We start from the raw sequence: 12,453 nt of genomic DNA, 5'->3' as shown, positions 1-12,453 counted from the left end.
CGCCCCATGCTGGGTCCTTACGCTCTGCGCCCAAAATGATGCCCCGAAAGACTAAATACACAAACACTAGAAGGAGATAGAAATGAAACGCATCGAGACACTGACACTCGCTCCGTTGGTAGAAACTGGGCATCAAAAGCTTAGCACCGTTTTGGTCGGGGCGGCGATTGCGCTGTCCATCGCCATCGCACCGGGGCACCTGGAAGCTGCGCCGACAAGCTATGGCTATGAAACTGTCGATGGCGTCAAGATCTTCTATCGCGAGGCTGGCGATCCATCGAAGCCAAGCATAGTCATGCTGCACGGTTTCCCTAGCTCCTCACATCAATATCGCGACCTGATCCGTGACCTGAGTGACGATTACTACGTCATCGCTCCAGACTACCCGGGCTTCGGGTCCAGCGACGCGCCATCACCGGAGGAATTCACTTACACCTTTGATAACGTCGCCCAGTACATGGGGTCGTTTATCGAACAGCGGGGTATCGATGAATATGCTTTGGTCATTCACGACTATGGCGCACCGATTGGGTTCCGAATTGCCGTTGAGCAACCTGAGCGCGTGACGGCTTTGCTCGTTCAAAACGGAAATGCTTACATTGAAGGCGTGAGCCCCGCATCAAGCGAACCATTGAAGGCACTGTCAGAAAACAGGACCCCAGAGCTTGATGCGCAATTTGTCACCGAACTATTCACCGTTGAAGCGCTGAAATGGCAATACACGCATGGAACACGCAACCCAGACGGTATTCTTCCGGACAACTGGTTGATGGATTTCGAGCGTGTTCAAAGGCCGGGGCTGTCCACTATCCAGTTGGATTTGTTAGCCAACTATCCCAGCAACATCGCAGCTTATCCCGCCTGGCAGGAATATCTGCGAGAACACCAACCCCCAGTTCTCGTCACGTGGGGAAAAAATGACGCATTCTTTCTTCCTCCTGGCGCAGAAGCCTACGCTCGCGATGTGGAGGACATCGAGATTCATATGCTCGACACCGGTCACTTTCCTCTCGAGGAAGATGGCGAATTCATTGCCGAAAAAACCATTGAGTTCCTGAGGGCCCGCGGCATCGAGTAACTGATCAGCGAAACGAAACATCCCGAAGACTTGCTAGGCGCGTGCAACATACAAGAAGTTGCTCGCACCCTGGCAACCTTAAACGGCAGCATCTTTTGGCAGCCAAGAACGGCATGAATGCAGCCTGTTACGAGACAAGCAAAAGGAACTTACAATGGCGCAGATACATAAATCGCATAAGGGTGAGTTGCGGCTGCAAGAGCGTCTTAACTCACCGCGAGAAATCATCGACGGACTGCCGCAATTCATTGACCCCGACATGCCGCAACAGCATGCAGACTTCTTTGCTGGCTTGTCTTACTTGCCATTGGCCACGCTCGATAATCGGGGGCGCCCGTGGATCAGCCTTTTGGTCACGACGTCGGATGATGACCCGTCCATCGGCATCAAGGTGTTAGGTAACAACACAACGGATGTCGTTGCAGAGACGTCGCCCTATGACCCATTTGCGCGTGCGTTGCGGCAGGAGCCATCCTCTACGGATGAAGGACGGCTGTTTGCAGGCGTCGGGGTCGATTTCAGCAACCGTCGGCGCAACAAGCTAGCGGGGTCAATCGGCGCGGCCTCTGTCGAAGATACAGGAAAGGTGCAGCTTCGGCTCCACTCCAACCAGCACCTTGGGAATTGCCCGAAATACATAACCGTGCGCACATTGGTTCACGCTCAGCGCACAGCTGAGCTGTCTTATGACAGCTTTGACGTGAGCACATCTGCCTTGCCTGCTCACGCCAAAGCCGTGGTTGATCGTGCAAGCACTGTCTTTCTGGCAACGAAACACAGCGCCGAAGACAGTGCCTCGGGCATTCAGACTGATATGGGTGTTAACCATCGCGGCGGTGCCCCCGGATTTACGCGTATCTATGAAGAGGAAGATGGCGACGATGTCGCGACATATCTGGTTCTGCCGGACCACTCCGGCAATCGCTTCTATCAAACCTTGGGCAATATCGAGACCGATCCACAAGTCGGGCTTGTCTTCCCCGACTTCGTCAATGGCCACGTTCTTTATGTGACCGGCGAGGCGGAAAATTTGCTTGATACGGACGCCGAAGCCCTCATGCCGCGAACCAACCTGTTGACGCGTATCAAGGTAACCGGTGCGGTCCTGGTCAAAAATGGTCTCAACCTCAGGCTGACGTCCGAGGAGCAGTTCTCGCCTTACAACCCGCCGGTAAAGCATTTGCGGCAGGAACTGGATCAAATGGGACACGCCATCGCCGCCCATGACGGTATGGCCACGATCACAGCCACGCTTGCGTCAACGCAAGACCTTTCCGACAGTATCAAGACGTTCAACTTCGAACTGTCGTCTGCAGTCGATGCGCCTTTGCCCGGCGGGTTCGGCGTATTCGATTTCTCGAAGATTTTGGACACCGGATACAGCCATATGAACGAGGCAAACCCTCAGTTGGTCAATGAAGACTATGTGCGCACGTGGACGATCTCGAGCGCACCCGATTTTGACGCCGAAGGTCGTTCGTTCCGCGCAAGCAACCGGGTCAGCGTTACCGTCAAACGCAAGCCCGGCGGTTTGATGTCCAATGTCATGCACGACAATGCAGACAAGCTGATCGCGCAAAAGATACCGATTGACTTCAAAGGCACCGGTGCCGGCTTCACGTGCTTCTCACCGGACCCTGACGAGGGGTTTCCAAGTATCCCTTCAAAGATGCTGTGGATCGCGGGCGGTGTTGGCGTCACCCCGTTCATGGCAATGTGGGATGGGATCAAACAGGTTGCAGATGCGCACCCGGGCCACCTATCGAGTGACATCGTTCTTATGTTTTCCGGACGCGATGACGACATCAATGTCGTGAGGCATTTTGTATCGCAGAGCGACTCCAGCCCCGCAGGTCTGACCCTTCGCGTTCTTGTGTTCCAGAGCGTCACGGAACATGCCGCAAACTCTCAATCCGCTTTAGATGATCTGCGCCAGAACTTCTCCGACGGGGGGCTGACACTTGAGCAAAGGCGCTTGCAGATCGGCGACCTACAAGGCGTTGCAGACGTGGAGGATCGCGAAGTATTTATGTGCGGACCCGATTCCTTGATGAATTGGAGCAACGCCGCACTTACAGAGCTAAAGGTCGAAGATACGCGCAGACATCGCGAGTCCTTTATCTTCTGATGAGTTGGTTGAGGATCTTGGTGGCTTCTACATCTGTAGGATGATGCAATGACCTGCGTTGTAATTCTGGATCCTCCTCTTTTGCAATTCGCAACAACAGCAACAGGAATTGATCCTCCTAGCCCCGTTGTGCCGGACAAACCTGCCGTCTAGTCAGAGGATGAGACTTTCGACAACTCATCTAGAACCTTTATTGCGTCACCCTGGCGGCCATCGGGGACAAACAAATGGTCATGGAAGTAGCCAGAAACAGGGTTAACGCCCATATCATGCTTGGCAAGCTCAGTTGCAATGCGGGCCATGAAACCCACCGCTTCAAGCGAAGAATGAATGTTCAAAGTAATCATTCGGCAAGGGAAATCGTATTCTAGGTCGAGTGAGTCTGCCTCAGGTTTTAAAAGGATATATGTCATTCCTTCTGCCTCTCTGAAGGCCATGCGCGGGACAATGTCTAACGATTGTTGATCGTGTGGAACGGTCGCAAATACGTACAATCCTTCAACGAGAGTTGCAGACATCGACGCAATCAAAGTGCCGATATTTGTCTCGCCATTCATTCTGACACTCCCAAACCTAAACTGCTTTTTGTTGATATTAGACGAGAGCGCCAACCGAGTGTCTAGTACTAAGGTCAATGACCTCAGAAACGCCTCGGTTTAGACTCAAAGTGCATCCAAGAGGTACAATTGATGGTTACCCAGAATGGAAGGCACGTTTCGCCATTGGCAATCCGCTCTCGCGCAGATTGTTACTAGTATTCGTTCAGCTACGTGCAATGAACCTTGCCCTTATTTCCTACTCCGCTGCAACTTGAAGCCTTTTCGGGAGGATTGCGTCATTGGACATAGGTGCCTTGCCCTTGCGGGGCATGGCTTGTGAGATGCGCGCGCCGCTCCGCCTTTCTGATCTTCGTTCCTTACGCATATAAGTATGGTAGAGAGCGGGAATTCCGATCAACGTCAGCACTGAAGCAAATCCCAAACCGCCCATGATGGTCACTGCCATAGACGCAAAGAACGGGTCCATGAGAAGAGGCACCATGCCCAGAATCGTGGTAGCCGCTGCCAAAATGACAGGTCGCAAACGGCTGACAGAGGCTGTCACGATGGCCTGCGATTGCGGCAAGCCTTCCTCGCTGACCTGCGCGTCGATCTCTTCGACCAGAACGATGGCGTTCTTGATCAACATGCCCGACAGGCTCAGCAGGCCCAAAAGCGCGGTAAAGCTGAAAGGCAGATCCGCAAAGAGCAGCCCAAAGCCCACACCGGTTACTGCCATGGGTACGACCGTCCAGATCACCGCCGTCTGGCGCAGCTTGCCGAATAGCAAGATGGTAATCAGCAGCATTGTGCCAAAGGCCAGAGGCATTTGCCGCCCCAGGCTGGCTTGAGCGGTGCTGGCGCTTTCGAACTCGCCGCCCCATTCCATCTTGTAGCCTGCCGGCAGCAGCAAAGCTTCGATTGCAGCGCGCACTTCGGCAAAGGCCTGAGGCGGCAGTACATCAGGTTTTGCAAAGCCTTGCACGCTGATGGTCGGCGACCGGTCACGTCGCTGGATCAGGGTGTTGCGCGGCACCACCTCAAACCCGTCGATGACCTGTCCTATCTGGGTGTAGCTGCTTGTGCTGGGGGCGTAGACCAGCTGATCCAGCAATGAATTGTCCTGCGCCTGTTCCGATTTCGGGGTCCGCAGGATGATCGGGATCTGACGATCGTTTTCCCGGAAAGTCCCCAATGGCACCCCATCCGTGGCCATTGAGATCGACTGGGACACATTCGCGCGCGATATACCCAAGGCCTGCGCGCGCCCGCTGGCAAAGATGGGCTGGGTGGTCAACTCCAGCTCGCGCCAGTCGGTCCGTTCGGTCACCAGTAGTTTGGTTTCAGTCTCAAAGATGGTTTGCGCCTGTGCCGCTAAGCGCCGCAAAACGACAGGGTCCGGGCCAGATAGGCGCAGTTCCACATCCGCACCCGTTGGCGGGCCATAGATAATCTGTTGTACACGCGTTTCTGCCCAGGGAAGCTGGCGTGCGGTGAACTCGGTCAATGCACGACGAAGCTCAGGGATTTGCGTGTGGTCAGCCACCCGGATGATCAACTGCCCGTAAGACGGGTTCGGGTCCTCGGGCGTGTAGGTGAGCAGATACCGGGTCATGCTACGGCCAACCGTGGTTGTGACCGCCTCGACCGCCGGATGATCCAGCAGCCAGGTTTCAACCGTGGCCAAATCCTTGCTTGTGGCCGCAATAGAGGTGCCCTGCGCTGCCTTGTAATTCAGATAGACCAGCGGCGTCGTGGCAGGCGGAAAGAATTGCTGTTTGACCAATCCCATTGAGGCAACGCCCGCCGCCGTCGCCCCGACCAATGCGATGATGACAAGCCAGCGTACCCGCAGCACGCCACGCACCACGGTGCCGTAAGCCCGAAAGAACCGGGTGTCGTAGGGGTCGTTTTCATCGGCTCCAGTTTGCGGATGGGTGCGAAAAAGGTAGCTGGCCAGCAACGGCGTCACGGTGACAGCCAGCAGCCAGGACAGCATCAGAGAGATGCTGATTACCGCGAAAAGTGTAAATAGGAACTCTCCCGAACTGTCGGGGCTGAGCCCGATCCCGGCAAAGGCCATTACCCCGATCACTGTGGCCCCCAGCAGTGGAATCTGCGTGCGCCGGGCCACGTCATCAGCCGCGTCTACGGCCTTGCGCCCGCGACGCATCTGCACCTGCATCCCCTCAGCTACCACGATGGCGTTATCGACCAGCATCCCCATCGCGATGATCAACGCACCGAGGCTGATCCGCTCGACCTTGATGTCGAATATATTCATGAAGAAGAAAGTAAAGCTTACGGTCAACAGCAGCGAGCCGCCGACGACCACGGCCGCGCGCCAGCCCATGAACAGCGCCAAGACGCCGATCACCACGCCAACAGACAGCGCAAGGTTGATCAGAAAATCCTGGTTTGCTTTGTCTACAACGAGGTGCTGCTCATAGATCGGGTCTATCGTGACACCGACCGGTAAAAGCGGGGTGATCTGTGCCAGCCGATTTTCGACCCGAGCGCCAACCGTGACGATGTTTTGGGATGTCAGACCGGCAACCCCGATGGTGAAGGCTTCGGCCCCGTTATGGCGGATGATCTGGCTTGGGGCGTCGACTCGGCCCCGTGTGACCTCTGCTACATCCGTTAGGTTTAACACTTCGCCCTGAAATCCGAAGGTAAGCGCGCTGATCTCGCTGACGCTGTTATCGGGTTCCGGCGCTGCGACGCGCACATCTTGTCGGCTGTTGCTAGCGGTTCCTGTGGGCACCACCTGGTCCACGGATGACACAGCGCCAATCACGACGTCCGGCGGGACACCGATGGATGACATGGTTTCGCTGGACGGTTCGACGAAAATTGCCTCTTCGGGCAGGCCAAGCACCTCGGCATTGGCTACACCCTCAACGGTCAACAGTTCGCGCCGCAGGAAGGTCGAAATGTCCCAAATCGTGTCATCGTCATAGCCAGGTGCGCTGATAGCATAGAGTAGTCCAAACACGTCCCCGAAACTGTCATTCACCGTCGGTGGCAAAGCACCGGCAGGCAGCGCGCCTTGCGCATCTACGATCCGGTCACGCATGTCATCCCAAACCTGAGGCAGTTCCGTGCCGTCGTAGGTGTCTTGGATATTGACCTCGATCACCGACAACCCGGGAGTGTTACTTGAGGTTATGAAATCCACTTCGCTCATTTGCTGGATCTCAGCCTCCAGCACCTCAGAGACCTCGATCGCTACCTCGGCCGCCGTGGCACCGGGATAAGGAGTTATCACCAAGGCGGATTTTAGTGTGAAGACCGGGTCCTCAAGCTTGCCGACGCTCAAATACCCAATACTGCCGCCGACAAGGCAGAACAGGATCAGCAACCAAGTATAGAGCGGTCTTTCGATGGCGAAGCGGGCAAATTTCATGGCTCAGGACCCTTCAACAGTCAGGCTGATAAACCGTTTCACGGCTTGACCATCGGACAAGAGATGTGCGCCGACAGAAACGATTTCCGTATCGGATGAGATGCCGTTGATGATGAATTCAACCCCGTTGGAGGATTGGACCTCGACGGGAACAAAACGCGCGCGCAGCCCGTCGCTGTTCGGTTCAATAGTGACAACCGCAGTTGAGCCATCCGGCAGCGTTGCAATCGCAGTTGCAGGAACTGTGATCCCATCGCTCCTGCCTGAAATGCTGGCCTCGACAACAGTGGTCCGCCCGGGGAGCAAGAATGAGCCTCTGGTCTCTGCCGCTGCAAGAGAAATTCGGTAGCTTTGGCCAACCGTGTCGGTTTCGGCGCGGAGTTCGCGAAATTCTAGTGGAATGGGAGTGTCACTGCCGCCCAATTGGCCCTTAAATGTTACGTCGTCAAGTCCCCCGATTTGAGTGAGCAAGCGTTCGGGAAGATCAAATTCGACGCGGATCTCTGACATGTTATGCAACCGCAGGATTGCCTGACCCGGTGTGATGGTGGTGAAATTGGCGCCGATGCGATCAGCCACCAAAGCATCGTAGGGCGCATGTATCTGCGCGTCCGCCAGAGCAGCACGCGCCTCGCGCAGCTCTACTTCTGCGAGGTCGCGTGCTGTCACTGTGTTATCTGCATCAAGCTGCGTTCCTACATTGCGGGTCACCAGCGCCCTGGCACGATCCACGTCACGTTCCGCCTGTGCCAAAGACAGCTCTGCGCGTTCTACCGCCCGTTGGAACGGTTTGAGGTCCAACCCTGCCAGCAACGTTCCTGCCTCGACCCGCGTGCCTTCTGTCGCGTCTATGAAGGTCAGGTAGCCGCCCACCTTGAAGGAAATGTCTACCGTCTCCTTTGCCGCAATCTGGCCGAAGAACCGGCGGGTGACGGCTTCATCGGTCGCAGACACATTCTCGGTGCGCACATAGACTGCAGCAGGTGTCTCCTGAGCTGATGCTGCACCTGCCAATCCAAGGGCCATGGAAATCAGCACGGTCTTGACCAATGGTTTTGTCACAGCAAATACTCCTTTTGAATTTTCCCGTTGAGATAGGGTATGCAGACCCCAGCGTCTAAGAGCGGACCGGCCCGTTCGAGCGATCAAGACCGCCGAACATCGAGGCCGATGTTACAGTCGTTAAGTTCAGTCTGAAGTCGCTAGAAAAGGTCTTCAGATGAGATAAAAAAATGCATTATCAGCTTATCTCTGGGTGGAAATTCAGCGCGGTACCGTTGATGCAGTGAACCATTTGTTTCTCAACGATCAGCCAATGGCCAAGATGGGATCCGCAGCGGCTGCAATGGACCTCTGCCACAGCAAGTGTCGCATCGGCCGATTGACCGTATTCTGGCGTAGGGCCATCAATATCTGTCAGGACCGTGTTCTGCTGAGAGTGTTCAAAGAAAACCCACCCTTTATCTAGTGGAACCTTCCAGCGAGCATCATAAGTGTACAGACCACAGCCCTTGCAATGGTATGTGCCCGTACGCGTTTCTTGCCACAATGGGCTTGTGCGTGGCTTCTCGGTGAATCCTTCGCGCAGAATTGCGAATTCGTCCTCGGTCAACCGAGACTGCCATTCTGCGTCGGTGTAGTTGATATCATATGAGAAGTCTGAAGTGCTGGCACGAGCAGGGACGCGGGCGGATGCAGCAGGTGCCAATGCTACAGCAGCACTGCCAGTTGCTGCCAAAAAGCCGCGGCGATTCAAACGGATCGGATTCGTCTTGGTCATGGGACTCTCCTTTATGTCTCTATTTCTAAATTGAGAATAAGCTTGGTCGGAGAGTTGGTATTTCAGGATTGAGTCAAACAATTACAGATCTATGCTAGTAGGAAATATATATATATCTATCAGTATGATCTAACTCGTTCGTGCAATGAGCTTTGGGTTCCGGTACCCGTTGCGTCAGTTGCCAAAATTGTAGCTTTCTTGAAGGGCATCTATTGAAGAGGTCGTGCAGATCTACTTCGATAGCCGTGTCTTCAGAAGACGTTCTACCTGACGAAAGAAATAAACCCTACTACATCAGTTTGGGTCGGAGGCGGCACCCCGCAAGGTCGGCCTACCTTAGATCCAATGTGCGAAGACGTTGGCATATACAAGTCGGCCAAAATACCGAACTTTTCTGAAAAAACTGCACAAGCAATCGAATAGAAAGCCGACTAAGTTGCGGCTGGTGCCTCCGCGAAACGATAGGATCAAATAGGGCCTTGTGTCTCGAAGACAGAGTCCCAGAGATCATCCCCGCAGGCATCACTTACCCACTGTCCTTCTTCCAAGACTTTGATCTCGTCTTTGAGGTGCGCGATCTGATCTCTTTGTGCTCTAACAGTACGCTCCAACTCTTGGATGCGTGCTGCGCTTGGCTGCAGCTCTAGTTTGGTATCATTCATAGTGACTTCTCCTTGATGTGATGTGCGTTCCGATAGGTTTAAACGCACAAACGAAAACTCTACTCTGGCTTGCGCAAAAGCATGACGGAGCCTTGGCCGCCATCGGCGCAGACCGATACGACCGCGTAAGAACCTGATGTTCGTTCGAGCAACTGTTTAGCCGCTTGGCTGAGTACACGTGCACCGGTTGCGCCAAACGGGTGGCCGATTGCGAGAGACCCGCCAGTCTGGTTCAACCTGTCAATTGGGAAGGCTCCTAAATCAGATGTCACGCCGGCCTTGTCGCGCAGGTAACTCGAGTCGGTGATGCCTTGTATGTTTGCAAGCACCTGTGCCGCGAAGGCTTCATGAATTTCCCAGACCGCAATGTCATCAAGGGTCAAACCGTGGGCGCTAAGAAGTTGTGGAATAGCGCGCGCCGGAGCCATGAGAATACCTTCTTCTTGATAGTCCATCGCCCCAAGGCGCCAGTCCACGATCTCAATCGCGTTCTGTTGCTCGATACCCAACCGCTCCAGGCCGGTTTCGTCTGCAACCCAAATCGCGGCGGCACCGTCTGTCAGCGGAGATGAATTCCCAGCTGTCAGCGTTCCTGACTCAGAGCGATCAAAGACCGGCGATAGGCTGTTGAGTTTTTCCAAAGTGCTGTCGGCGCGCGGGATCGTGTCTTGGCTGATGTCACCAAGCGGGATAATCAGATCATCAAAGAAACCGGCGTTCTGCGCAGCGATTGCGTTTTGATGACTTTCGAAAGCAATTTTGTCCTGATCGACCCGAGCGATGTCGAAGAATTTTGCTGTATCTTCGGTATGCTCCCCCATGGATCGCCCTGACAAGCGATTGGCCCAGCCTTTGATGGGGAGATTGAAATGCCCGGCATTCAGATCATTGACCATAACTAGTGCTGCTTGCGGGTCCTTCATGGCAAGGCCTGCAACTTGCTGCGCCACTTCGGGCTTAAGGGCAATCGGAACGTGGCTCATCGATTCCGCGCCGCCCACAAGAGCCAGATGCGATCCACCAAAACCTAACATGCCACTGGCCTGGATAACGGCCATCATTGAGGTTGAGCAGGCTAGAACGGAGGAAACCCCGGGTACAGTCGGATCTAGTTTCGCTTCAAGCCAAGCTTCGCGTGCAATGTTTGAGACATTAGCGCTTGGGATTACCTGACCCCAGGCGACGAAGTCGGGGAGGGATCGGTTGGCCATGGCTTGCATGACCGGGATCGAGAGCTCAATCGAGTTCAGAGAGACGAACTCAGCTCCAGCTTTTACAAAGGGCGTCCGAACGCCCGGGACGATATAGCGCTTCATGTCATTTCCTTTTCGGTATTCCCAAAGCCATGCACTGGTTCGACGCCAGTCGTGGCAACGCGATGAGTCCATTCCATCGCCGCGCTGCCACTTTGGTATGCCGCAGGCTGGATGTTTGACCCTAAGCCGCGCGGGCAGCTTTCACGTGAGGGAAATCGACTTCAACGTCGAAGACCTCGAACATGTAGTTGGTCAATACGTTGACCGCGACGTGGCTGACGATTTCGACCAGCTCGCCATCTGAATAGCCGGCAAGCTTGACCGCGGCGATATCCTGGGCATCTACCTGCCCACGGTTTTGGGCGACCTTCAGCGCAAACCGCACAGCCGCATCGGCTTTCGGGTCTGTCGACTTTCCTTCACGGTTTGCGGCAAGCTCTGCGTCGTCCATTTTGACGAGGTTCTTGCCGAGATAGGTGTGCGCGCTGTTACAGTAGTCACACCCATTGTGGTTCGCGATGGCCAACGCGATCCGTTCGCGCGTTGCTGCAGAAAGCGAGCCTTTGCCCAAAGCACCATTCAGGCCGAGATACCCCTCAAGCGCAGCTGGGCTGTTAGAGATTAGACGGAATCCGTTCGGAGCCGATCCGAGCATTTTTTCAACGCCTTTCAGCAGGCCCTGGCTGCCTTCAGGGGCGTCAGCGATAGTGGCGGGGGTTGGAATTCTTGACATCGTGTTTTCCTTTTTTAGCGTGATTGCGCTTAATGCGCGGGTTCTAGAGAGAGATAGAGATCTTGCGGCAAGAACTAATACCGGCAACTTGAAACTCATTATTCCGCGAATTGAGTATAATTTCTGCCGAGTAAGTCGTTTGCGGGAGACGGTGCGCTTCCTGAGGGGAGCCGGCCGGCTTCACCGCGAGCTTTGGTCGCTCATGCAAACAGTGCTTATTGCGCCTTCAATTGCTGGAACATGGTGGCAAGTTCTTCGACGTGCCACAGGCCCGAGATTTTCCCGTCCTTGAATTCCCAAAGCTCCATACCAGAGATATCGATGGCGTTTCCGGTTGCAGGAAATCCAAACATGTTTCCATCATGAGTCCCGACAAATTGCCAACGAACCAGTGCCTTGTCGTCTCCAACAGGAACGATGTAGTCGATGACGTGCTTGGAATCTGTTGATCCGGCAGCAAGTCCAGAAAAGAAAGTTGCCACGTCTTCGCCGCTCTTCAGTCCGCCCGTCGGCTGGGGGTCATGATCCTTGAACGTATCGGCAAAGAACGGCGCGAACTTGGTGGGATCAAACGGGCGCTCGTCGGCGGTTTCGTAGAATTCTGCCATTATTTCGACAGGTGTATCCGCTTCGGCAACGTTTGCTAGGAGAGCCAGTGATGTCGCGCTGATCAGTGTTACCAGTTCTTTCATAGTGTTTCCTTTCGATTCTTGGATTGGTTGGTGTTGTTTTTGTTGGCTTGATGTTCGGAGTTGGTTTTCGCACGCGCTGCTGGCTTGAGCGCGTGCGGATGATGGCGAGGTCGGAGGCTACGACCAGCTGTTGATGTGATCGGCGACGCTTGTGAGCTTGACGCCGAACGTGGTTT

The 12,453-nt window shown here is 54.8% G+C and carries 11 protein-coding genes; 2 read left to right on the top strand and 9 right to left on the bottom strand.

Going from position 1 to position 12,453, the window contains the following annotated elements:
• Window positions 1-82 precede the first annotated feature (82 nt).
• Both Q1A89_RS21020 and Q1A89_RS21015 read left to right on the top strand, forming a co-directional pair.
• A complete protein-coding gene (locus tag Q1A89_RS21020) occupies window positions 83-1,078 on the top strand; it encodes an alpha/beta hydrolase (protein WP_299212037.1) in 996 nt (331 codons plus the stop codon).
• A 154-nt stretch (window positions 1,079-1,232) separates the two neighbouring features.
• On the top strand, window positions 1,233-3,206 hold the full coding sequence (locus tag Q1A89_RS21015) for a pyridoxamine 5'-phosphate oxidase family protein (RefSeq protein WP_299733299.1): 1,974 nt from the start codon (window positions 1,233-1,235) through the stop codon (window positions 3,204-3,206).
• Between the two features lie 149 nt (window positions 3,207-3,355).
• On the opposite strand, the gene Q1A89_RS21010 is transcribed toward Q1A89_RS21015, so the two are convergent.
• The 9 genes from Q1A89_RS21010 to Q1A89_RS20970 all read right to left on the bottom strand — a co-directional run.
• Window positions 3,356-3,763 (bottom strand): ACT domain-containing protein, encoded by a 408-nt coding sequence (locus Q1A89_RS21010; RefSeq protein WP_299211830.1) that lies wholly within the window; start codon window positions 3,761-3,763, stop codon window positions 3,356-3,358.
• Window positions 3,764-4,001: 238 nt separating this feature from the next.
• Window positions 4,002-7,154 (bottom strand): efflux RND transporter permease subunit, encoded by a 3,153-nt coding sequence (locus Q1A89_RS21005; protein ID WP_299733295.1) that lies wholly within the window; start codon window positions 7,152-7,154, stop codon window positions 4,002-4,004.
• 3 nt (window positions 7,155-7,157) lie between these two features.
• Window positions 7,158-8,216, bottom strand: coding sequence for an efflux RND transporter periplasmic adaptor subunit (locus tag Q1A89_RS21000; RefSeq protein ID WP_299733292.1), 1,059 nt, complete (start codon window positions 8,214-8,216; stop codon window positions 7,158-7,160).
• A 178-nt stretch (window positions 8,217-8,394) separates the two neighbouring features.
• Window positions 8,395-8,934 (bottom strand): peptide-methionine (R)-S-oxide reductase, encoded by a 540-nt coding sequence (locus Q1A89_RS20995; protein WP_299733289.1) that lies wholly within the window; start codon window positions 8,932-8,934, stop codon window positions 8,395-8,397.
• Between the two features lie 467 nt (window positions 8,935-9,401).
• Window positions 9,402-9,596: a hypothetical protein gene (locus tag Q1A89_RS20990; RefSeq protein ID WP_299733286.1), complete on the bottom strand. Its 195-nt coding sequence runs from the start codon at window positions 9,594-9,596 to the stop codon at window positions 9,402-9,404.
• Between the two features lie 59 nt (window positions 9,597-9,655).
• Window positions 9,656-10,912: an acetyl-CoA C-acyltransferase gene (locus tag Q1A89_RS20985; RefSeq protein WP_299733283.1), complete on the bottom strand. Its 1,257-nt coding sequence runs from the start codon at window positions 10,910-10,912 to the stop codon at window positions 9,656-9,658.
• Window positions 10,913-11,033: 121 nt separating this feature from the next.
• Window positions 11,034-11,684, bottom strand: coding sequence for a carboxymuconolactone decarboxylase family protein (locus Q1A89_RS20980; protein ID WP_299733280.1), 651 nt, complete (start codon window positions 11,682-11,684; stop codon window positions 11,034-11,036).
• 116 nt (window positions 11,685-11,800) lie between these two features.
• Window positions 11,801-12,277 carry an ester cyclase gene (locus Q1A89_RS20975; RefSeq protein ID WP_299733277.1) on the bottom strand — a complete coding sequence of 159 codons (477 nt, stop codon included), beginning with the start codon at window positions 12,275-12,277 and terminating at the stop codon, window positions 11,801-11,803.
• On the bottom strand, window positions 12,274-12,453 hold a 180-nt coding region (locus tag Q1A89_RS20970; protein ID WP_299733274.1), incomplete at its 5' end, for a hypothetical protein. The genes Q1A89_RS20975 and Q1A89_RS20970, both read right to left, overlap by 4 nt.

Origin of the sequence: uncultured Tateyamaria sp. (genome assembly GCF_947503045.1) — a bacterium.
In the GTDB taxonomy this organism is placed as follows: domain Bacteria; phylum Pseudomonadota; class Alphaproteobacteria; order Rhodobacterales; family Rhodobacteraceae; genus Tateyamaria.
This window is presented reverse-complemented; position numbering and strand designations above follow the sequence as displayed.